The 22038-nt window shown below is 39.1% G+C and carries 18 protein-coding genes and 1 tRNA gene; 5 read left to right on the forward strand and 14 right to left on the reverse strand.

Annotated features, from left to right (window positions below; translation table 11 throughout):
- The first annotated feature begins 90 nt into the window (after positions 1–90).
- Positions 91–348 (forward strand): cyclophilin-like fold protein, encoded by a 258-nt coding sequence (locus tag CDOM15925_RS01655; RefSeq protein ID WP_169940439.1) that lies wholly within the window; start codon positions 91–93, stop codon positions 346–348.
- A 21-nt stretch (positions 349–369) separates the two neighbouring features.
- Here CDOM15925_RS01655 and CDOM15925_RS01660 read toward each other — a convergent pair whose 3' ends face one another.
- From CDOM15925_RS01660 to CDOM15925_RS01695, 8 genes are all read right to left on the reverse strand, one after another.
- Entirely contained in the window at positions 370–1743 is a 1374-nt protein-coding gene (locus CDOM15925_RS01660) for a CAP domain-containing protein (RefSeq protein ID WP_169940441.1), read from the reverse strand.
- Positions 1712–3289, reverse strand: coding sequence for a phosphoenolpyruvate carboxykinase (ATP) (pckA, locus tag CDOM15925_RS01665; protein ID WP_169940443.1), 1578 nt, complete (start codon positions 3287–3289; stop codon positions 1712–1714). Before pckA ends, CDOM15925_RS01660 begins: the two co-directional genes overlap by 32 nt.
- A gap of 61 nt (positions 3290–3350) precedes the next feature.
- Complete coding sequence (locus CDOM15925_RS01670; protein ID WP_169940445.1) at positions 3351–5192, reverse strand: biotin/lipoyl-containing protein; 1842 nt, start codon at positions 5190–5192, stop codon at positions 3351–3353.
- 92 nt (positions 5193–5284) lie between these two features.
- Positions 5285–6715, reverse strand: coding sequence for a DUF4139 domain-containing protein (locus tag CDOM15925_RS01675; RefSeq protein ID WP_169940447.1), 1431 nt, complete (start codon positions 6713–6715; stop codon positions 5285–5287).
- 94 nt (positions 6716–6809) lie between these two features.
- Positions 6810–8132 carry a TRAP transporter large permease gene (locus CDOM15925_RS01680; RefSeq protein ID WP_169940449.1) on the reverse strand — a complete coding sequence of 441 codons (1323 nt, stop codon included), beginning with the start codon at positions 8130–8132 and terminating at the stop codon, positions 6810–6812.
- Positions 8129–8656, reverse strand: coding sequence for a TRAP transporter small permease subunit (locus CDOM15925_RS01685; protein WP_169940451.1), 528 nt, complete (start codon positions 8654–8656; stop codon positions 8129–8131). Before CDOM15925_RS01685 ends, CDOM15925_RS01680 begins: the two co-directional genes overlap by 4 nt.
- Complete coding sequence (locus tag CDOM15925_RS01690; RefSeq protein ID WP_169940453.1) at positions 8657–9997, reverse strand: sodium-dependent transporter; 1341 nt, start codon at positions 9995–9997, stop codon at positions 8657–8659. It lies immediately after the preceding gene.
- A 3-nt stretch (positions 9998–10000) separates the two neighbouring features.
- On the reverse strand, positions 10001–11335 hold the full coding sequence (locus CDOM15925_RS01695) for a sodium-dependent transporter (protein WP_169940455.1): 1335 nt from the start codon (positions 11333–11335) through the stop codon (positions 10001–10003).
- A 292-nt stretch (positions 11336–11627) separates the two neighbouring features.
- Between CDOM15925_RS01695 and CDOM15925_RS01700 the strand changes: the two genes are divergently transcribed.
- From CDOM15925_RS01700 to CDOM15925_RS01715, 4 genes are all read left to right on the forward strand, one after another.
- Complete coding sequence (locus CDOM15925_RS01700; protein ID WP_169940457.1) at positions 11628–11927, forward strand: F0F1 ATP synthase subunit C; 300 nt, start codon at positions 11628–11630, stop codon at positions 11925–11927.
- A 50-nt stretch (positions 11928–11977) separates the two neighbouring features.
- Positions 11978–12062, forward strand: a tRNA-Leu gene (locus CDOM15925_RS01705).
- Between the two features lie 277 nt (positions 12063–12339).
- Positions 12340–13656: a sulfite oxidase gene (locus tag CDOM15925_RS01710; protein ID WP_169940459.1), complete on the forward strand. Its 1317-nt coding sequence runs from the start codon at positions 12340–12342 to the stop codon at positions 13654–13656.
- Positions 13657–13659: 3 nt separating this feature from the next.
- On the forward strand, positions 13660–13989 hold the full coding sequence (locus CDOM15925_RS01715) for a cytochrome C (protein ID WP_169940461.1): 330 nt from the start codon (positions 13660–13662) through the stop codon (positions 13987–13989).
- A gap of 207 nt (positions 13990–14196) precedes the next feature.
- Here CDOM15925_RS01715 and CDOM15925_RS01720 read toward each other — a convergent pair whose 3' ends face one another.
- From CDOM15925_RS01720 to purD, 6 genes are read right to left on the reverse strand one after another with little or no spacing between them, the layout of a single operon-like run.
- Positions 14197–15045 carry a universal stress protein gene (locus tag CDOM15925_RS01720; RefSeq protein ID WP_169940463.1) on the reverse strand — a complete coding sequence of 283 codons (849 nt, stop codon included), beginning with the start codon at positions 15043–15045 and terminating at the stop codon, positions 14197–14199.
- A 17-nt stretch (positions 15046–15062) separates the two neighbouring features.
- Positions 15063–17267, reverse strand: coding sequence for a polyribonucleotide nucleotidyltransferase (locus CDOM15925_RS01725; protein WP_169940465.1), 2205 nt, complete (start codon positions 17265–17267; stop codon positions 15063–15065).
- Positions 17252–17941, reverse strand: a complete 690-nt coding sequence (locus CDOM15925_RS01730; RefSeq protein WP_502707273.1) for a sodium:proton antiporter — start codon at positions 17939–17941, stop codon at positions 17252–17254. The genes CDOM15925_RS01725 and CDOM15925_RS01730 overlap by 16 nt, the downstream gene beginning before the upstream one ends.
- Before the next feature lie 17 nt (positions 17942–17958).
- A complete protein-coding gene (locus CDOM15925_RS01735) occupies positions 17959–20154 on the reverse strand; it encodes an LPS-assembly protein LptD (protein ID WP_169940469.1) in 2196 nt (731 codons plus the stop codon).
- On the reverse strand, positions 20144–20596 hold the full coding sequence (locus CDOM15925_RS01740) for an RDD family protein (RefSeq protein ID WP_169940471.1): 453 nt from the start codon (positions 20594–20596) through the stop codon (positions 20144–20146). Before CDOM15925_RS01740 ends, CDOM15925_RS01735 begins: the two co-directional genes overlap by 11 nt.
- Positions 20593–21846 carry a phosphoribosylamine--glycine ligase gene (gene purD / locus CDOM15925_RS01745; RefSeq protein ID WP_169940473.1) on the reverse strand — a complete coding sequence of 418 codons (1254 nt, stop codon included), beginning with the start codon at positions 21844–21846 and terminating at the stop codon, positions 20593–20595. The genes CDOM15925_RS01740 and purD overlap by 4 nt, the downstream gene beginning before the upstream one ends.
- Positions 21847–22038: the final 192 nt, after the last annotated feature.

Raw genomic sequence — 22038 nt, forward strand, 5'->3', positions numbered from 1 at the left:
GAAAATCCAAATCGCCTACAGATTATGGAAATTCTATGATTTTAAAATTTGAAGCTATAATAGTAAAAACTCTACGGAATTTTAAAACTTATGCCTTTAGAGTTTGATATGAAAGAGCATGCTTCAAAAGAGAAATTTGCAAAACTTGGGCAAATTTTATCCTTAAACGATTCCGCTCAAGGAGATATAAAAGTCGGCGATTTGATGCTGTATAGATCAGATACCCTAGTGCTGTTTTATAAAGATTTCAATGAGAGCTTTTATAAATACACAAAAATCGGCACTATAAAAAATACCGACGAGCTTTTAAAAGCGCTTGGAAATGCTGATGTGAAAGTAAAAATTTAAGCTTCAAAAATAGTCTTAAACCTACTTTCTTAAACCTCTTCCTATAAGAACAAATACTATTATCACGCCGATAACCATAAGCGTGGCTTTGATGATATAAATTTTGCGTTCGCTTTTGGCTTTTGGCGAACTTTCGCTAAGGCGAACTTTGACCTCATCTCCACCGCTTGTCTTTATCGTAAGCATATCACCCTCCAAGCCGCTTAAATTCACGCTTAAAGTGTTTGTTCCGCTTTGTTTAACCTCTGAATTTAAAAGAGCGGATGAATTATAAGAGTAACTTGTAAGCAGGTCGTTGCAGTCCTTTGGACGAAAGAAAATTTCATATACGGTATCCGGTTTTACGCTCAGCACATCGCCGTCTTTTGCATCAAAATAAGGAAATTTAAGCGTTTTGGTCTTAAAATTCCACTTTATCTGTTTAGGTTCATTTTCTTGCGTGTAACTAAAAATAGCCGTATAATCTGCGCCAAATTCAAAAACATCTCTTGAAAATGCAGCAAACTGATGAGATGAAAATTTGCGGTTTATGTCGCTTTTTTGATCTAGAATTTTTAAATTTCTAAGTTTCTCATCGCCTTTATAAATTTCAAAATTCAGAAATTTTATATCTTTTAAATTCTCGTTAAACTCTATACTTACAGGGTTTGCAGTGATCTTGCACTCAGGAAACGGATCTGGAACTTCGCCGCTAAAATAAGGCACAACAGGAGCTTTATCAGGGAATTTTACATACTGTTTGGTTGATTTTAAAAACCCCTCAAGCCTAGTGTCTTTTACTTTGATATCTTTATTCGCGCAGACATTTGTGTAGAATTTACCAGAACCGTTATCACTCGCACCTCTTTTGCAAAAGCCATTAAGATTTGAGTTGCCCATCAAAAAAACATAAGCGCTAAATTTATCAGAAGTTGCCGCATTGAAACCTACTTCATTTACGCTTAAATTTAAAAAGGCAAACCGATGATAAATCGCCGAAAAAAGCCCGTCTATGGAGGTTATAAAGTCACTCTTATAAGCTATATTTTCAAGCACGTGCATAGAGCTATAGCCTGCAAATTTTGCTCTATCGCCCGGAGTTACGCCTGTAAATTTTGCAAGCCCGGCACTCTCGTCATGCCCCATATGTGAGTTGGCTACGCTGTATTCGGCATGATTTTTAGAAGCTAGGCTTAAATTTTCATTGAATTTAAGCGCAAACAGTCCCGAGCCTCTGCGATAGTCGTTTAAATAGCTAAGCGCATCGCTATCGATTATGTAAGAAATTTGAGGCTGGCTTGCCTCTTTGAGTCTTGCGGGATCGTAACTATTTTTATAGTCGCATCCCGCAAGAAAAATAAATCCGAAAGCAATCAGCCCAAATTTAAGCTTTTGGGCCTGCTTTTGCGTATTCAACGCCCTCTTTCACATCTTCATATCGTTTGAAATTTGCTTCAAACATCTTAGCCAGCTTATCTCTCATGGCTATATATTCATCTTTATTTTCCCAAGTATTTATCGGATTTAAAAGCTTTGTTTCCACACCCGCAAGCTCTTTTGGGATAGATAAGTTAAATTTCTCAAAATTCTCAAATTCGCACTCTCTTATGCTTCCGTCAAGTATAGCGTTTATGCAAGCGCGAGTAGCTTTTATGCTCATTCTTTTGCCGACCCCGTAAGCGCCACCGCTCCAGCCGGTATTTACAAGATATACATTTACGTTGTGCTTATCTATTTTTTCACCTAAAAGCTTAGCATATACGGTTGGATGAAGCGGCATAAAAGGCTCTCCAAAGCAAGCGGAAAATGTCGCTACAGGCTCGGTTATACCGCGCTCTGTTCCTGCAACTTTAGCCGTATATCCGCTTAAGAAATAATACATCGCCTGCTCTTTTGTAAGCTTTGCAACAGGAGGAAGCACGCCAAACGCGTCCGCCGTTAAAAATATAATATTTTGCGGATGTCCGGCACTTAGGCTTGGCTCGTGATTTTCAATATGCTCGATCGGATAGCTTACGCGCGTATTTTCGGTCTTGCTTCCGTCTTTATAATCAACCACTCCGTTTGCATCCGCCACGACGTTTTCAAGTAGTGCATTGCGCTTAATAGCTGCATAAATTTCAGGCTCGCTCTCAGGATCAAGGTTTATACATTTTGCATAGCATCCGCCTTCAAAGTTAAACACGCCGTCATCGTCCCAACCGTGCTCATCATCGCCTATTAGCTTTCTTTTTGGATCTGTTGAAAGAGTGGTTTTGCCCGTTCCGCTAAGACCGAAGAAAAGCGCCGTGTCGCCTTCTTTGCCTACATTCGCAGAGCAGTGCATACTTAGCTTGCCTTCAAGCGGAAGCCAGTAGTTCATCATAGAAAAAATTCCTTTTTTCATCTCTCCGCCATACCATGTTCCGCCTATAACGGCAACGTTTTCTTCTATATTAAATATAACAAAAACTTCTGAATTCAGGCCGTCTTCTTTGAAATTTTCATTTGAACACTTACAAGCGTTATAAACTACAAAATCCGGGCTAAATTTCGCCAAATCCTCTTTGCTCGGGCGAATAAACATATTTTTTACGAAATGCGCCTGCCAAGCAACCTCTGTTATAAATCTAACCGATTTTTTACTCTTATCGCTAGAGCCGCAAAATGCGTCTTGCACGTAGATATCTTTACCGCTTAATCTATCCTTGGCCTTTTTAAGAAGTTTGTCAAAAAGCTCTTTTGAGATAGGCTGATTTACCTTTCCCCAAGCGATGTATTTAGCGCTTGGATCTTGCTTCACGAAATACTTATCCTTAGGGCTTCTGCCGGTAAAAATACCCGTATCGACCATAAAGGTTCCGTTGCTACTCACCCTTCCTTCGCCGTTATTTTTCTCATGCTCAAAAAGCTCATCATAGCTTAAGTTATGATAAATATTTTTGATACCCTGCAACCCCAACTTATCGAATTCATTTACCATTGTTGTTCCTTTTTATTTATATCATCTGATTTTATTTTTATAAAGCATAGATCAAAAAATACTAAATTCTAGCTAGAATTTGACCGTTTTTGACCGTTTGCCCCTGTTCTACTTCGATTGAACTCACTACGCCGTCTTTTGGCGCAACTACTTCTATCTCCATTTTCATAGCTTCTAAAATAATAAGAATTTGTCCTTTTTTAACCTTATCTCCCACTTTTGCTAAAATTTTAAATACATTTCCCGGCAAGCTGCTTACCACGGCTTCGCCGCTACCGTTTTCATTGGTAGCCTTTCTTCCCGCAGGTGAAATTTCAGGAGGCATCAGCATAGCATCGCCTACGGGCTTTATGCTTTTAACCTCTACTTCTGCATTTTGGCTATCGTAAATTTCAACTTCGAATTTTTTACCGTTTACGACAACGCTATATTTTTCATTTACGCCGTCCTTGCTCTCTTTGGCAGTGCAAATTTGCTCTTTTGCCTTAGGCATTTGAGAAATTTTGCGCACATTTACCTTACCCTCTCCTTTTAAGAACGCTATGCCTTTCTCCTTACATGCGGCTGCTATAAAGATATTTTCTTCGGTTGCTTCAATGCCCTCTTTTTTAAGTAGCTCTTTTGTAAATTTGATTGATTTTGTTTCGTCACGATCTGCGATATCTATGGCATTTTCTTTGGTAGGTTTAAGCCCAAGCTGCTCGCTTGCAAGCTTGATGACCTCTTTATCGGGCTTTGACGGGGTCTTGCCGAAGTAGCCAAGCACCATCTTACCGTAGCCTTCGGCAATCTTCTTCCATTTACCAAACATCACGTTATTAAAGGCTTGCTGGAAATAAAACTGGCTCACAGGAGTTACGCTAGTGCCGTATCCGCCCTTTTCAACCACCTCTTGCATAGCATCAATCACATCAGGGAATTTATCTAAGATATTATTATCTCTCATCATTTGAGTATTTGCCGTAAGCGCACCTCCCGGCATCGGAGAAAACGGTATAAGAGGGCTAACTTCGGTAGCTTCAGGCGGTATAAAGTAGTCTTTAAGACACTCTTTTAAAACTCTTTCATATTTTAAGACTTTTTGAGTATCAAGGCCGCCCAGATCGTAGTCCTTGCCTTTAACGGCGTGAAGCATAGTAAGTATATCAGGCTGGCTTGTGCCTCCACTTACGGGACTTGCGGCTAGATCGATACCGTCTGCGCCCGCTTCAAGTGCAGCAAGATAGCACGCCACGCTAACGCCTGCAGTTTCGTGAGTATGAAGCCTGATGTGAGTTTTTGCAGGAAGTAGCTTGCGAGCCATTTTTATAGTTTCATATACCTTTTGCGGACTGCTTGTACCGCTTGCATCCTTAAAGCAAACGCTATCGTAAGGAATTCCTGCATCTAAAATTTCTCGTAAAATTCTCTCGTAAAACGCCACATCATGAGCGCCCACACATCCGGGAGGTAGATCCATCATCGTAACTACAACTTCATGCTTAAGTCCGTGATGAACTATCCGCTCTCCAGAGTATTTTAAATTCTCAACATCGTTAAGCGCATCAAAATTTCTAATAGTAGTCGTGCCGTGCTTTTTAAACATCTTAGCATGCAGATCCACAAGCTCCCTACTGCCCGTATCAAGAGTTACGGTATTAACACCTCTGCTTAGGGTTTGCAAATTTGCGTCTTTACCCGCTATCTCTCTAAATTTATCCATCATAACAAAGGCGTCTTCATTCAGATAAAAATAAAGACTCTGAAAGCGCGCGCCGCCTCCGAATTCAAAGTGTGTGATACCCGCTTCTTTTGCTGCGCTCACGGCAGGCAAAAAGTCATCCATCAAAACTCTCGCACCAAAAACAGACTGAAATCCGTCTCTAAAGGTGGTATCCATTACATCTATGAATTTTTTCGCCATAAGTCGCCTTTCCGTCGTAGTTTAAATTTGCTCAACGAAGCTAATTTTATCTTTATTTGCTTTAATTAATAATTATAAAAATGCAAATTTTATTAATTATTTGTTGGCTTTGTAAGCTCGTAAGTAAATTCTACTTTTTTGTTCTCGTTTGGTTTAAGCTCAAATTTCCAGCTTACTTCGCCCTGCTTGCTTATCTCGCTCTCTTTTGGCGTATTTTTAACGGCTACGCTTATGCTATCATGCGTTGAAACGGGAACTTTTTCTATAAGAGTTATATCCCAAGGCTTATCTGAGCCGTTTTTTATCTCGTAGCTAAAGCCGGTTGAAATTTTCTTTTTGTTACCGAAAAAGCTCTCTTTAGTAAAATTAACAAGACTCTCTTTTTTAACGCTTATGAGATCGTTTTTACCAAAATATACGAAATTCTCTTCGTTCGGCTTTAGACTAAAGCTTGAGCTCTTGCCCACGCTTATGCCGTCTATCTTCATGGCCGTGCTTGCATACTCCATGCTTTTTATAGGAGTAAAGATAGCCTTGATATAGCCGTTTGAGCCGCTGTATCCGTCTATGACTATCTCAAATTTAGCCTTTACGCTTTGTCTATCATAGACAAATTTATTATCCTCGCCCGCTTTTAAATTTACGTTTGAAATTCTCCATGAATTTGATAGGGTGTTTTGGACATTTTGTCCGCTTACTTCACTTGCGGTCATCTTAGCGCTTCTCATCTTAATGCTTGCGGCATCAGCCATCTCCATCATCGGTGCAGCCATGCTATTTACAGGTCTAGGCTCGGGCTTGCCCTCATACCACGGATAAAAATGCGGCGGGATCAAATTTGACGAGTAGCTAAAAGGATAAAGCGCGATATCAAGGTTCTTTATATCTTTTACAAACGGGCTAGTTAAGCTTAAGCCCTGAATGATATCTACTTGAGATTTTGAGGTGTCGGCTGAAATTTCATTTTGCAGATCAAGTTTTACATTTACGGGATATGAAATTTTTACGAATTTAGGCTCGCACTCAAAGCTTAGATCAAGCTTTTTAACCTGCTTTACTTTAAATTTATTAAGTTCTAAATTTAGCTTTTCAAGCTCTTTTTGAGTGTCTGAAATTTCATCTAAATTTTTTAACACAACCTCATAAAGCTTATCGCTCTCATCTTTTAAACTATCAGCCGTCATCTTATCGCTTGGAGTAAAGTCCGATAAAAAATTTGACTTTGAGTTAAGTGCGGATAGTTTGTTATTAAGGTTTTTAATACGTTTTGAGAGCTCCTCATGTAAGCTATATTCATCGTCTTTTACGAACTCGGCATCATTTAAGGTTAAATTTTGTACTTCACAGCTTGCCGAAATGTCGATATCTCTTATATTTATGGTATTTGGAACCTCGATAGAAAAAGAGCTTTTAGCATCGCTTAAATTCTGATGAAAAAATGCCCTGTTTTTATAAATTTCAAGCAAGCTTGAATCAGCCAAAACAAAAACCGCAGGGATAGAAATAAGACTTAAGGCTTTCATAAATTCTCCTGTTTTAAATTTATAAAATTATAACGCCTAAATGTTAATGCTCTATTTTAATCAAACTCTCCTTGCAAATTTGCAAGGAGCGATTTTAAAGTAGTATTATGGTAAATATTATAAGTATGGAAATTTGAAGCAGGATAAACGGCGCTACGCCTTTATAAATATCCATCGTGCTAACTTCAGGCGGAGTAACTCCCTTAAGATAAAAGAGACTAAAACCAAAAGGCGGAGTTAAGAACGAAGTCTGTAAATTCATGGCTATTATAATGGCAAAATATAGAGGATTTATACCTAAATTCATAGCAATAGGCACCAAGATAGGAAGTACGATGTAAGAAATTTCAACAAAGTCTATAAAAAATCCAAGCACAAAGATAGTAATCATGGCTAAGATTATAAAGCCCCATTTTTCGCCGGGCAAATTTGACATAAAGGCTTCTACGACCTCATCGCCTCCGGTGTAGCTAAATACCATAGAAAAGGCTGTTGCACCTATTAGTATGGTAAAGATTATAGCGGTGGTTTTAACGCTTTCTTCAAGTGCTTCTTTTAGAGTTTGAAATGAAAAAGTTCTGTAGCAGACAGAAAGTATTATCGCACCCACACAACCAAACGCCGAACTCTCAGTCGGTGTGGCAATACCGTTAAAGATAGAGCCAAGAACGAGCAATACAAGCACAAGAGGGGGTAAAATAGCCTTAATCGCATTAAAAATTTGCTTGCTTTTTGGTATCCCGCTCTCATCAATCACCGGCGGAGCGTAGTCTTTATTCATATAAGAAACAAATAAAATATAAGCTATATAAGCTCCTACAAGAGCAAGCCCCGGAGCTATAGCCTCGCGAAATAGATCTCCAACAGGCACGGTAAATACATCGCCCAAGATGATAAGCACGATAGAAGGCGGAATGATCTGCCCAAGTGTACCTGAAGCGCATATGGTGCCACATCCTAAGGCTTTATTGTATCTGTACTTTAGCATGACAGGCAAACTCATCACACCCATAGCCACGACACTTGCCCCCACAACTCCCGTTGAAGCCGCAAGAAGAGCGCCGACTAAGACGGTGCTGATAGCCACACCTCCGCGAATTTCTCCAAATAAAAACGCCATGCTTTCAAGCAAACGCTCGGCAAGCTTGGTCTTTTGTAAAATTATGCCCATAAATACAAAAAGAGGCACGGCTATTAGGATTTTATTTTCCATGATGGAATAAATTCTATAAGGCATAAAAGCAAACATCTCTTTAAAAATTTCAAGCCCGCCCACAAAGCCATCTCCGTCACCAAAGCTCTCCACTATAGCCCCTATAAGCCCAAAGATAACAGAAATAGCTCCAAAAGTAAATGCAACCGAAAATCCTATAGCAAGCATAAAAAGAGCAGCTAAAAACATCACAACGCCGGTCATTTTCGCTCCTCTTTTTTGCACGCTATATATAAATTTAGGTATTTGATAAAGTAGCCTATGCTAAAAAATATCAAAAGATAGAAAGAAAACGGTATAAAAGCCTTTATAATCCAGCGATAAGGAAGTCCGCCGGGATCTGCACTTCCTTCATTTGATTCATAAGCTTCAACCACATAATCAAAGCTAAGCCAAGCCACAAGAAGCGCTAAAGGAAGGATAAAAAACACAACTCCAAGCATATTTATAATCGCCTTTGTTTTGGGCTTTAATCCGTCATAAAAGACATCGACTCGCACATGAACGTCCTCTTTAAGCGCGTAACTCATGCCAAGCATTATGATAATGCTAAAAAAGTGCCACTCAAGCTCCTGAAGCCCTACATTGCCGTATTTGAAAAAATATCTAGCAGTTACGTTAAAAAACACATCGGCTATCATCAAAAACATCACAAATATACAGATGTATCCGATAATATCTGCTAGTTTATTAAAAATTTTCTCTATCTTTAGTAGTTTTTGCTCCATTTATTGCCCCACAATCTGCCTAATCATAACGAGCACGACGCAAGTCGGCGCTACGTATCTAAGCAAGAAATACCAAATTTTAAACACAATTTTACCCATATATGGCAAAAACAGCTCTTCTAACATCTCTTTTTTCATAAAAAATCCGACAAAGACGGCTATAACTATACCGCCAAGAGGAAGCAGGATATTTGAGCTGATATAATCAAGTATGTCAAAAAATCCTTTGCCAAAAAACGTTAGGCTCTCTTTAAACATATTCGTATTTGAAAGCGCACAAAGCACGCCAAGCACATACACGCAAATTCCTACGATCAAAATCGCTTTAAAGCGCGAAATTTTATACTCTTTTACTATGTGAAATATAAGCGGTTCTACCATAGAAATAGCCGAAGTAAGCCCTGCAAAAACAAGAGCGGTAAAAAAGGCAAAACTCAGTAAATTTCCTATGGCTCCAAGCTTGGCAAAAAGCGTCGGAAGCGAGATAAACGCAAGTCCAACACCTTGACTAGGCTTTTCTCCAAACTCAAATACAAATGTAAATACGATAAGTCCTATGACTATGCTAAAAACGATGTTTAAGATAACGACATAAAGAGAAGAGGTGAATAAATTTGTCTTGCTATCAAGGCTGGTTGAATAAGTGATGATAGCGCCTATACCAACGCACATCGTAAAAAACGCAAGTCCAAGCGCCATAAACACGGCTTCGCTAGTTAGTTTTGAAAAATCAAATACAAGCAAAAATTTAACTGCCTCGCCAAAGCCCTTCATCTGCATAGAATAAACAAGCATCGCAACAAGAAGAAGCGAAAACATAGGCAGTAGCCATAAATTTATGCGCTCAATTCCTCTTTTTACTCCGCGTGAAAGTATAAAAAAGTAAGCAAAAAAAGCGATAGAAAAGTAAATAACCTGCCCTAGGATATCAGTTGAGATGAAGTTATTAAAATTCTCGCCCGATTGGCTTATCTTAACAGGCAAAGTTCCTAAAGACGCAACTGCATACTTGATAACCCAGCCGATGATAAGCGTGTAAAAAGACGCCACAAAGACACCCGTGATCATCATGATGCCCGCAAAACTCCATAAATTTGAGTGTGTTGGAGCAAGCATCCTAAAAGCATTTACCGGATCTGCGTTTGAAATTTTACCCATTGCCATCTCGGCAAAAAATATACTAAGCCCCACAACTACGGCAAACACAAGATACAAAAGCACAAAAGCCGAACCTCCGTTGCTGCCTACCATATATGGAAATTTCCAAGCGTTTCCAAGTCCGATAGCAGCACCTACGATTGAGAGTATAAAGCCTATTTTAGAAAATTTATCGCTTGGCATAAACTAGCTCAAAATGGCATTTACGGATATAACGGCTATGGCAATCGGAGCAATGTATCTAATCATAAAATACCAAAGATCAAACATAAATTTGCTCATATAAGGACCGTAAAGCTCACGTAATGCCTCTTTTTTGATTACAAATCCGACAAAAACCGATACCGTGATACCGCCTATAGGCATGATGATATTTGAAACCAGATAATCAAGGCAATCAAACAAACTTTTGCCAAAAAAGACCAAATTCTCTTTAACGCCTTCAATATTTGAAAATATACATAAAATTCCGGCGATATATACGAAAGCGGCTATGCTGATAAGGGCTTTTTTGCGCGTAAAGCCAAATTCTCTTATAAGATAATATGTAAAAGGCTCAAGCATCGAGATAGCCGAAGTAATACCTGCAAATATAAGAGCGGTAAATAACGCAAAAGCAAATATATGCCCAAATGTGCCTAGCTTAGCAAACAATGTAGGCAAGGAGATAAACACAAGCCCTACTCCCTGACTAGGTTCGGCGCCAAACTCAAACACAAAAGTAAATATGACAAGGCCTATTAAAATTCCCATTATTACGTTAATGATGACGATGATTATGGACGAGCTTACTAAATTCGTATTGTTTGGCAAATTTGCAGAATAAACTATAATGACGCCCACACCCAATGAAAGCGTAAAGAATGCAAGTCCAAGCGCGGTAAGAACGCTATCAAAAGTTATCTTGGTAAAATCAGGCACCAGCAAAAATTTAGCCGACTGCATAAAGCCGTCCATAGTAACGGAGTATGCAAGCATTGCTATCACAAGCACCAACAAAGACGGCATAAGCCACACATTTACACGCTCTATCCCGCTCTTGATACCTTTTGAAACAATGTAAAAACAAATTATATTTGTGATAGTAAAAAATAGAATTTGAGACGATGCGTCTTTTGAGACAAAATCGGTAAATATAGCGGCCGAAGTCTCTATATCGGCTGGCAAATTCGTTAAAACCATAAAAGCGTATTTAAATATCCAGCCTATAACGACGGTATAAAACGATACGAGAATAATCGCTCCAAGCATAGTAAAACCGGCAAATTTCCAGCTGTTTTTATTCGTGGTCGCAAGCTTTTTAAAAGCATTTACCGGATCTGATTCTGAAAGTTTTCCTATCGCTACTTCACCAAAAAATATGGTAAGTCCGATAAAAAACGTCAAAAACAAATACAAAAGAACAAAAGCCGAGCCGCCGTTTTGTCCGACCAAATATGGAAATTTCCAAGCATTTCCAAGACCTACCGCACTTCCTGCAACGGCTAATATAAAGCCGATTTTAGAGAACTTATCCTGCACTTAGCAAACCTTAATTTTATTTAAAATCATTAAAAAATCTTAAATTAGCATAAAAAAGCTTTTAAATTTCTAAGCTTAAAAATATTTCATTAATTTTGTTAATAAATTCGTATAAAATCGAAACAGCTTAAAAATATTTTGTAAATTTGTAGCATTTTTAGATACAAACAAATTTAGTTGATAAATTTTTCAAAATTTAACTAAATCAAAGCAAATTTTATATAAAATGCGCCACAAAGTTTCAAAGTAGGGGTCTGATCCGAACTGGCTTAAATTCATCAAAGGAAATTTCATGAAAAAGATTCTTTTTCTTATGGCTGCACTTGCTTCATTTGCATTTGCAGGTGACGGCGAAATGCTAAAATCATACTCAGTTCTTGCAGCTGCTCTTGGTCTAGGTCTTGCGGCACTTGGTGGAGCTATCGGTATGGGAAGCACTGCTTCTGCTACAATCTCAGGAACAGCTAGAAACCCTGGCGTTGGTAGCAAACTTATGACAACAATGTTTATCGCTCTAGCGATGATCGAAGCGCAAGTTATCTACGCACTTGTTGTTACACTAATTATTCTTTACGCAAACCCAATGTTTTAATATTTCAGCCCAACTTCGGGCTGAATTTCTTTATAAATTTTACTTCTGTTGCGATCATGGTGGAATTGGTAGACACGCTATCTTGAGGGGGTAGTGCCGGTAGGTGTGCGAGTTCAAATCTCGCTGATCGCACCATACTTCAAAACTCAAATCTTAAAATGTATTAAATTTTATTTAAATTCAATATAAGCTTAAATTTATACACAATTACAATAAATACTATCTATATTATAGGTTTTTTAATTAAGACTGCAAAATCATACTCTAAATATAAGATAATTTATTTATAACTATAAATATTACTTTAGTAGCGAAATTGCTTAAACTTTAAATATTAATTCGTTTTTATATTGTTTCTAAAATATTATTATCTTAAAATTTCTTCAATCAAACATCAAAACAAGGAGATGAGATGAAAAACAAAAAAGAGTTAGGTTTCTTTGAGGCTTATAAACAAGATCCTATCAAGGCTGATCTTGATATATTCGGAAGAAAGACCGATGAGAGCAGAAGAGGATTTTTAAAGAAAAGCTCGCTTCTAGCGTTTGCGGCACTGGTTGGAGCAAACATCCCTTTTGCAGCTAATTATCCAAGCGGACTTATACCTGCAGCGCTTGCCGCAGTAGATGAAAATTTCAAAATAGAGGGTAAAAACGGACTTCTTTACCACAATGACAAGCCTATAACGGCAGAAACTTTACCTCAATTTTTTGATTCGGAATTTGTAAAACCTGAGCATTTTTTTGTTAGAAACAACGGTTTAGCACCGGAGATAAAAGATCTCGATCCTAAAAATTGGAAGCTCGTAATTGATGGAGAGAGCTGTCTTAAGCCTACTACCTTTACGCTTGAAGAGCTAAAAAAGAAATTTAAACACTACACCTACGCTCTAACCGTTGAGTGCGGCGGAAACGGTAGAGGCGAGATCATACCTGCTACAAGCGGTACTCAGTGGGGAGTTGGCGCGATAGCTTGCGGAAGATGGACAGGCGTGAGAGTAAAAGACGTGTTAGAAAGTTGCGGTATTAAAAACGATGCGGTTTATGTAGGCTACGAAGGTATCGATATCCCGCTTGACGGAGATGCTACCAAAAAGCCGATTAGCAGAGGAATCCCTATCAAAAAAGCTCTTGAGGAGGAAACGCTTATAGCATGGGCTTACGAAGGAGCCGATATTCCATTTATGAACGGCTATCCGTTAAGACTTGTTGCGGGAGGTTTTCCGGGTTCCGTTTCAGGCAAATGGCTAACTAAACTTTCCGTTAGAAATATAGTTCATGACGGACCAAAAATGTCAGAATCGTATAAAGTGCCTGTTAATCCTGTAGCTCCCGGAACAAAAGTAAGCAAAGATACCGAGATGAAGATCATTGAATCAATGCCTGTAAAATCAGTCATATCTCATCCTGTTACAAATTTCAAAATGGAGCTTGACAAGACGCTTGAAGTTCGCGGCAAAGCATGGGCAGGCGACCTAGAAGTAAAAGAGATGGAGATAAGCATCGATTTTGGCGAAACATGGCAAAAGGCAACTATAGAAAAACCTCTAAACAGGCTTGCGTGGCAGTCATGGAAAGCTTCGGTCAAATTCCCTCAAAAAGGATACTATGAAGTCTGGGCAAGAGCTACCGACACAAACGGTAAAAAGCAGCCAATGGTTCTTCCTGCATGGAATCCAAAAGGCTACCTAAACAACAGTTGCCATAGAGTAGCCGTATATGTGGGGTAAGCTATGAAAAAATTACTCGCACTGCTTCTTGGGCTTAGCTTTGCACTAGCGAACGAGCCTAAGATCGACCCTGAAACAGGGCTTAAGATAGATGAAGGCTGGGAGCTTATAGTGGGGAACTGCATGGCATGCCACAGTTTAACGCTAGTAACCAAACAAAAAGGTGATAGGCAAACATGGAAAGACCTGATAAGATGGATGCAAGAAACGCAAGGACTTTGGGAATTTGATCCTGAAAGTGAGAATTTGATCCTTACTTACTTGGCTAAAAATTACCCTAACGACTACACGACAAGAAAGAGAATTCCTTTAAAAAATACTCTTAAAAATTAACATTAAAGAGGGGCGATTCCCCTCTTTTGATCTCATTATTTATACTTACTAAAATTTTGTATTTAAATTTCACTATCCAAACGAAATGCTGGTAGATTTTTGAGATTTAAATAGCTTAAATTTGCCTATTTAATAAAACATTTAAAAATGCGAAATCAATTTTAAATCATTGGAATTTAGCTAAAAAGGGCATATACGCCCTTTTTGTTACATAAATACAGGAATTTGCGTGTGTTTTAAAAAGTATCTCGTAGTTCCGCCAAGGAAAATTTCTCTAAAGCCGTTTTCGCCGTATCTGCCTGCAACTATAAGATCAAAATTCCCTTCCTTCGCAGATCTTAAAAGCGCTTCACCCGGAACTGAAGTAGTCTTTACAATTTCAAAAGTCGCGTTTATCTCGTGTATCTTTAGATACTCTTCAAGCTTTTTTAAGCTCTCTTCGGCAGATTCGTCAGGATGAGCTTTACAAGTGATACAATGAACCTTTTTTGCTTTTTTAAGCAGGTCTATCGAGCTTGAAAGCGCGCGCGAATTTTGAGTAGAGCCGTTCCAGCTTACAAGGATATTATCCGTGCCAAATTTCGTTAGTTTTCTTGGTATGGCTATTGCCGTCTTGCCGCTTTTTAGTACCGCAGCCTCAAATGTGCCCGTAACCCTACCGTCAAGCGGAGCTGCAGCTACAACCATATCGCAAAATTTCGACTCATGCTCTACTACAACGCTTCTTTTGCCACTTTTAGTAACAAATTTTGCGCTTGCCTTGCCCGTAGGAGTATCGCTTATCTCCACGCCAAGTTCGGCGCAAATTTTCTTAAACAAAGCCTCGTTTTGCTCGTGCTCCACGCCAAGCTCCGCCTTTGCAGCTTTTAAAAACTCCTCATACAAAACTCCGCCGCGAAGAGTCATTTTCATATTATAAACCGCGCTTGGATCAAGCTGACTGGCTAAAATTTCAATATGCGTATCAAAATGCTTAGCCACGAGCAAAGCCCCGTAAATTCGTTCTTTTACATCATCCCCCGCACCGATTGGGAAAAGCAACTTCTTATACTGCATGATACTATCCTTTTGAATTATTCTGCTAAAACAAGGGAAATTTTATGCCCTTTTTGCTCGCTTACTTTGACCTTTACTCTATCGCCCTCTTTTAGCGGTGTTGAAATTTTTGAGATATGAAGCAAGCCGTCAACTCCGCCCTTAAGTCCTACAAAAGCTCCAAATTCGACTACTTTTTTAACCTCGCCTTCAAATTCATCGCCTATATTAAAGGTAGGCTTTGCTCTATCTTTATCTCTGCCGTCTCTTCTTTTTCCGCCAAATCCGTTTTTAGAGCCGTCTTTTGAAACTATTTGGATGATATAATCTTTCGCCGCATCAACCTTTGTCTTTTGAGCTCCTGCGATTTTTACTTCGCCCTTTTCTCTATCAAGATCAATGGAAACTTCAAATTTCTCTATGATCTCTTTTATGGTCTTGCCAGCTTGTCCGATGATATCTACTATCTTGCTAGGATCAACGCTAAATAGCTCAAGTTTAGGTAAAATTTCATCATTTACAGCTATCTCTTCGTTTGCTTTTTCCATCAAATTTAAGATATGAAGTCTTCCTTCACGAGCTTGATAAAGAGCCTCTTTTAAAACATCAAGGCTAATTCCTCCAAGCTTTATATCCATTTGAAGCGCGGTTATACCCTCGCTACTTCCGGCAACTTTAAAGTCCATATCGCCGTCATGATCTTCAAGCCCCATTATGTCGGTTAAAACCGCATGCTTGTCGCCTTCAAACACAAGCCCCATAGCAACACCTGCTACAAGTTTTACGGTATCTACTCCTGCGGCACGCAGAGCAAGAGAGCCTCCACACACGCTTGCCATAGAACTTGAGCCGTTTGATTCTAAAATTTCAGAAACCAAACGAATCGTATAAGGAGAATTTACATCCACACTTGGAGCAAGAGCGCGCTTAGCCAAGTTTCCGTGCCCAAGCTCTCTTCTGCCAGGAGCCTTTAGAGGGCTAGCTTCGCCTACGCTAAAGCCCGGGAAGTTGTAGTTAAACATAAATTTATCCACGATTGCAGATTTTTCGGTAAGCATATCATACATCTGCGCATCCGTATCCGTTCCAAGCGTAGCTACCACAAGCGCTTGAGTCTGTCCGCGCGTAAAGAGACAAGAGCCATGTGCATTTGGCAATATATTTGTCTCGATACTTATAGGGCGCACATCCTTAAGTCCTCTGCCGTCGGCTCTTAAACCTTCGTTTATGATCTGGTTTCTAACGATTTTTTTCTTATATTTGCCAAGAACGTTCATTATCACGTCCTCTTCCCAGCCCTCTTTTTGCGCAACTTCATCGGTTAAAACCTGCTTGGCTATCTTATTTAGCTCGCTTGCGCGCTCGCTTTTTGCCATCTGATTTATAGCGAATTTCACATCGTCTTTATAAAATTCATCAAGATATATCGCGATACTTTCGTTTTCTATCTCGGGTTTTAGCTCAAGCTCGGCATCAGCCTTTTTATGCGATTCAAACGCCTCTTCATAAGCGTTTGATGCCCTAAGTATCGCTTTGCCGGCTTCGGCTATAGCCTCTACGATAAGATCTTCGCTAAATTCATTCATGTATTGCTGTAAAATAATACCGTCATTTAAATTTGGATCCATAATCGCATCAACGGCTATCATAGGCATAACTTCACCTCTTGCTTGAGCGATACTTCTCATCTCTATCATCAAAAGCTCATCCTTAACGCCTGCCACATATAGATCAAGAGCGCTGCTTTTTAGCTCAGAATTGCTTGGGTTTATGACAAATTTATCGTCTATATACCCGACTCTCACACCACACACAGGAGAATTCACAGGAATATCGCTTAGATAAAGGGCGACGGAAGCTGCATTTAAAGAAACTACTTGCAAATCAACTTCAGGATCGGCAGAGAGTACCATAACTACGATTTGCGTAGGATATGCATAGCCCTTTGGAAAAAGAGGTCGCAAGGAACGATCTATGATGCGAGCCGTTAGAGTCTCAAAGTCACCCGGTTTAGTTTCGCGCTTAACATATCCGCCGGGAATTCTGCCTGCGCCATAAGCTTTTTCTATATATTGCACCGTTAGCGGTAAAAAATCCTCGCTTACTTGAGTATCCTCTCTTGCTACGGTTGCTAAAATGACCGTATTTTTCACTCGCAACAAAACGGCTCCGCTTGCTTGTTTTGCGACTTTGTTTATATCATAAATTTCAATTTGGTTATTAACTTCTATTGAATATTGCATGCTTTAATATCTCCTTGTTTTTGTAGTGGTATATAAAATGGACTCTCTTCCAATATAGAGAGTATAACTGACGGCTTTGGTTCGATCTTGTTCTTGTAGTAAAAATCCACGTCGATAAAATTTGCGATCTTATGCACGGAATAAATTTCATCTACAAGTTGGGTTAATTGACTTGCTACATTCGTAGCTATAAGCGGAGTAGCGTATCTAACGGATTTAACGCCCTCTTTCATAAGAGTTTTGATGCAAATGAGAGCGGTTATGCCCGTCTCGCAACCCTCGTCGATTAACAAGATGTTTCTATCTTTTAAATTTCCTATTAAATTTCCTTTTCTGTACTTATATACGTTTTTTAAAATTTTCTCCTCATACTTTCTTTGAGCTTCACCGTATATGAAGTCATAGCTTATCCCGAACGACTTAACAAGCTCGTCATGCACAAGTATCTCATCGGTTTCGCTTACCATAGCAATCTCGCACTCGGGATTGTTCGGAGCAAAAACTCTTTCCGTAAAGAGCATTTCGTAGCTTAAATTTAGCCCTCTTGATACTACGTCAGTTAATATAACTGAGTCGATAGAAGAGCAAATAACAAGATAGTTGTTTTCCGTAAGCTCTTTTTTGGGCAAAATTTCAAGCAACTTGGCTGCGGCTTCAAGCTGGTTTTCAAACATAAGCTCGTCTATATAACTCATCTATTTTGCTCCTTTGAGCTATCACCGGTAATGCTGTCTAACGAAAAATCGTAATTAATACCACCCATAGGGTAGAAATTTATCGTAAAATAAACGCCTTTTGACTTCTTGGATGCCGAACCGCTTGTTGTAGTGATAGGCTCAATGTCTTCTTCGTAAACTATAGAATAATTCCAGCACTTTCTTTTATGCCCTATTCCTAAGTGCCAGTGTTTAGTATACTCTCTTTGTATATCATACTGAAGTCCGCCAAGCAATCTATACTGACGAGGCAAATTTATAAAACCCGAGCCGTAAATAAAATTTTGCTTATCTTCTAAGTTTTTACGCTCAAATGTATGCCATAAATTTGAGCCGAAATACTCGTTTGAATAGTTAATGCCTGATTGTATTTTTTCTAATTTTTTGTATTTGTGAGAATACTCAAGCTTATTATAAAGAGATAAATTCGTAAAAGGAAAAACGGCTATTATATTTTTTAAATTCGAATACTCGCTCTTTTGCGTATAGTATCCTTGAGAAATTGTGTGTCTTAGATACTTTCTGCCCTCGCCAGTGAAAAAATACTGTGTTAGTCTGCCGGCAACTTCGTCTTCAGTGTATTGAGAACCTATGAAATTTTGATATTTGCGACCAAGCGCATCATAGACATAGATATCTTCATCGTTTTGAGTAACTTCATAATCATCAGGCAAACTACCGTCATGATATCCTCTAAATACATAATCAATCCCCAAATTCAAGCTATGATAAAAGCTCTCATAAGCTTTAGCCAAATCAGTATGAAGCGAGAATTTATGTGCATTTTCCATATAACTTGCACTCTTATCCTCATCGCCTGTCGGTCTATAAATTTTGTTTGAATAATTAACCAAAGTAGCATAAAAATCATGATAGTAGGAGAAATTCAGATATTCGTCTACAAGAGGAATATGCAAAGACAAAGGAAGCTTAAACTCGTATTGAGTAGCCTTAACGCCTATCTTTCTAGTGTAATTGTGCGAATGCAAATCAACAGAGTATAGCAAATTCGGCAAAAAGATAGAATCTACGTATTTGTGATACTGAAAGCTAGGATACTCCTGCAATGTGTCTTTGTTTTCGTTTAGGCTACCCACCTTTGCAGTATCTATATAATACCTTGCATAAGCTCCGAAATAGTGCTCATCGCTACTTATAAAGTAGTTAAATTTAGAAGTAACAAGTGAATTTTCATCATTATTACCCCCGCTTCTACTCTTTAAATTTATATAATCTATATCGTTTAATTTAGTAGCGTCAAGCCACAATCCTTCTTGCAAATTCTCGTCTATAAGATGCTTTACCAAACGATCTCGCTCATACCTTACCTCTATGCCTTCGTGAGTTTTGTTTTTTAAAGGAAGTCTGTTTGAGTTTTTGGCAATCTGCCTTTCTTTATAGCTTGCTTTATCCCAGAATTTACCCATAGCAATAAAGCCTTTAGAATAAGGCGAATCAACAAATCTAAATTTAGAATAAATTCCATTACCGCGCATCGTTCTAATCTGCGGATTTAGCTCTATGTCCCATGAGTTATATTCGGCTATATAAATCGGCTGCCTGTAAAAAAATCCATCGCTTTTACCGTAGCCAAATTCAGGAGGAAGCAGTCCCGTTCTGCGTCTAGTATCGGTTGAAAATCCAAAATAAGGCAGATAAAAAACAGGAACTTTACCTAGATAAAAAACCGGATTATAAAGGTGCAAAAACTTACTTTGCTTATTTAGCTTTCCGCTACTAAATTTGATACTCCAGTCAGGATCCTGGACATTACAACTTGATACGATAGAGCCGTTTGTTTTGTAGTATTTTTCATTACTCTCGCTCTCATCGCTTTGCATCCAAACTTCCATATCGCGATTCATCATAAATAGCGCTTCGTAGCTGCTATTCTTGCTATTTAGATCGATTTTAGCATACCCGCAGCGAGATACTTCATCCTCTCCACGCATTACATTTACGTTGCCAAATAGCTCTAAGATACGTTTTTGCTGATCATAAACAGCCTTGTCCGCGCTTATCAGATACTCTGAAGAATAAACAAGTACGTTTTTTTCAGCTGTTACGATATCTCCTTGACGATTTACGTCATCGGCTAAAAGCTCAAAATCCTGAGCGCTTAAAAGGGCTGAAACGGAAAAAATAAATATAAAAAATATTCTAATAAACATCGATCACCACTGTCTTTGCGGTCAAATCATGCCACGTTTGAAGAGTTTGGTTTCCAAAAGCCCAAGCAAAGCCAAGGAAAAAGCAGTTTTCGCTAATGATCCTAACGATACTTCTTATGATGGAAGCAGTTAAATTGGGCTTATCTAAAAGTGCTAAATCTACACAAACTATCTTCATGGCGATTTTGCCAAGAGTTGCGCCGTAATACCAGATAAAAAACGCTTGATACAAAACCTTTAGCATCACAACTTGAGGAATCAAAGAGTAAGTTATATTCATCACTTCTTCATAGCTGCTCGTCTCTGCAAATTTGCCCCAGTAAATCACGGTAAACAAAACAGATATCAAAAGCTCGTCTATCAGATAAGACATAGCGCGCTTTTTGGTAGAAGCTAGGCGAATACCTTCTCTGTCAAGCTTATCTAGGATATTTTCGCTCATCTAAGAGCCTGCCAAGCGATATCTTTGCGGTACCGCATACCGTCAAATTTTACATTTTCGCAGAGTTTATAAGCCCTATCTCTAGCCTCTTTTACATTTTTTGCGCTTGCTACGCATACTAGCACTCTACCGCCGTCAGCGTAAATTTCACCGCTTTCTTCGCTAACTCCCGCATAGGCTATATGAGAGCCTTGGGGAACATTTTCTACGCTTATTTTGGCTTTAGGGCTGTTTTTATAAGGATAGTTTTTGCTAGCAACTACGACTCCGACAGCAAATTCATCCTTTATCTTAACGTCTATTTCGCTAAGCCTTCCGCTTGCTGCCTTATATAAAATTTCACTCAGATCAGATTCAATCAAAGGCATCAAAACCTCACACTCGGGATCACCGAAACGAACGTTAAATTCAAGCACATAAGGCTCGTTTTCAACCACCATGAGTCCTACAAAGAGTACTCCGCAAAACTCATTTCCCTCAGCTTTCATACCCCTTAAAGTAGGCTTTACTACTTCTTCTTCAACTTGTTTTATAAGCTCTTTCGTAGCTAGCGGACTTGGTGCATACGCCCCCATACCGCCCGTGTTTGGACCCTCGTCATTATCAAGCAGTCTTTTGTGATCTTGAGCTACCGGCAAGCTTACGAAATTTTCGCCATCGCATAGAGCAAAAAAACTAAGCTCAAATCCGTCCAAAAACTCTTCTACAACTACTCTTTTGCCGGCCTCGCCAAAGCTTTCGCCGTTTAGCATCTCTTTAGCAGCTTCAAAGGCCTCTTCATGAGTTTTTGCTATTATTACGCCCTTGCCTGCACATAGTCCGTCCGCCTTTACCACGATCGGTGTTTTTAAGGATTTTATAAATTCATTTGCTTTATTTACGTCATCGGTATTTAGATATTTAGCCGTTTTTATAGCGTGTCTTGCAAGAAAATCTTTCATAAAAGCCTTTGAGCCCTCAAGCCTAGCAGCACTCTTACTTGGTCCAAAGACAGTTAAGTCATTTGCCTTAAAGATATCCACTATCCCTTCGCTAAGCGGCGCTTCAGGACCTACGATAGTTAAATTTATACCTTTGTCTTTAGCAAATTTTGCAAGCTCTTCATAATTTTTATATTTGATATTTTCGCCAAGTTTTGAAGTGGCTCCATTGCCCGGAGCAAAGTAGATTTTACCGACGTTTTTTTCGCTTTTAAGCTTTAAGCCTATGGCGTATTCGCGCCCGCCGCTGCCGACTATTAGTATATCCATGCCGTCTCCGTAAATTTAAAACACCCGAGCGAGCGGTGCGTAAGTAAGCGGCCCTAAATTAAAGCCAACCTTGCAAATAGGCAACATCCCTTAGGTTGCAACTTCTCGCGCTTGTAAGCGTTCAGGCAAAGCCACATCACACAGATATCGCACATCTTCGCCCATACTAATGTGTTGGACCCAAAAAAATAC

The sequence above is a fragment of the Campylobacter sp. RM15925 genome (assembly GCF_012978775.1).
Taxonomy (GTDB): Bacteria; Campylobacterota; Campylobacteria; order Campylobacterales; family Campylobacteraceae; genus Campylobacter_A; species Campylobacter_A canis.

Coding starts and splice junctions, on each gene's coding strand:
- CDOM15925_RS01675 (WP_169940447.1), bottom strand. CDS start 6,715: ATGAAAGCCTTAAGTCTTATTTCTATCCCTGCGGTTTTTGTTTTGGCT.
- CDOM15925_RS01670 (WP_169940445.1), bottom strand. CDS start 5,192: ATGGCGAAAAAATTCATAGATGTAATGGATACCACCTTTAGAGACGGA.
- CDOM15925_RS01680 (WP_169940449.1), bottom strand. CDS start 8,132: ATGACCGGCGTTGTGATGTTTTTAGCTGCTCTTTTTATGCTTGCTATA.
- CDOM15925_RS01740 (WP_169940471.1), bottom strand. CDS start 20,596: ATGAGCGAAAATATCCTAGATAAGCTTGACAGAGAAGGTATTCGCCTA.
- CDOM15925_RS01700 (WP_169940457.1), top strand. CDS start 11,628: ATGAAAAAGATTCTTTTTCTTATGGCTGCACTTGCTTCATTTGCATTT.
- CDOM15925_RS01730 (WP_502707273.1), bottom strand. CDS start 17,941: ATGTTTGAAAACCAGCTTGAAGCCGCAGCCAAGTTGCTTGAAATTTTG.
- CDOM15925_RS01715 (WP_169940461.1), top strand. CDS start 13,660: ATGAAAAAATTACTCGCACTGCTTCTTGGGCTTAGCTTTGCACTAGCG.
- CDOM15925_RS01685 (WP_169940451.1), bottom strand. CDS start 8,656: ATGGAGCAAAAACTACTAAAGATAGAGAAAATTTTTAATAAACTAGCA.
- CDOM15925_RS01735 (WP_169940469.1), bottom strand. CDS start 20,154: ATGTTTATTAGAATATTTTTTATATTTATTTTTTCCGTTTCAGCCCTT.
- pckA (WP_169940443.1), bottom strand. CDS start 3,289: ATGGTAAATGAATTCGATAAGTTGGGGTTGCAGGGTATCAAAAATATT.
- CDOM15925_RS01725 (WP_169940465.1), bottom strand. CDS start 17,267: ATGCAATATTCAATAGAAGTTAATAACCAAATTGAAATTTATGATATA.
- purD (WP_169940473.1), bottom strand. CDS start 21,846: ATGGATATACTAATAGTCGGCAGCGGCGGGCGCGAATACGCCATAGGC.
- CDOM15925_RS01710 (WP_169940459.1), top strand. CDS start 12,340: ATGAAAAACAAAAAAGAGTTAGGTTTCTTTGAGGCTTATAAACAAGAT.
- CDOM15925_RS01655 (WP_169940439.1), top strand. CDS start 91: ATGCCTTTAGAGTTTGATATGAAAGAGCATGCTTCAAAAGAGAAATTT.
- CDOM15925_RS01690 (WP_169940453.1), bottom strand. CDS start 9,997: ATGCCAAGCGATAAATTTTCTAAAATAGGCTTTATACTCTCAATCGTA.
- CDOM15925_RS01720 (WP_169940463.1), bottom strand. CDS start 15,045: ATGCAGTATAAGAAGTTGCTTTTCCCAATCGGTGCGGGGGATGATGTA.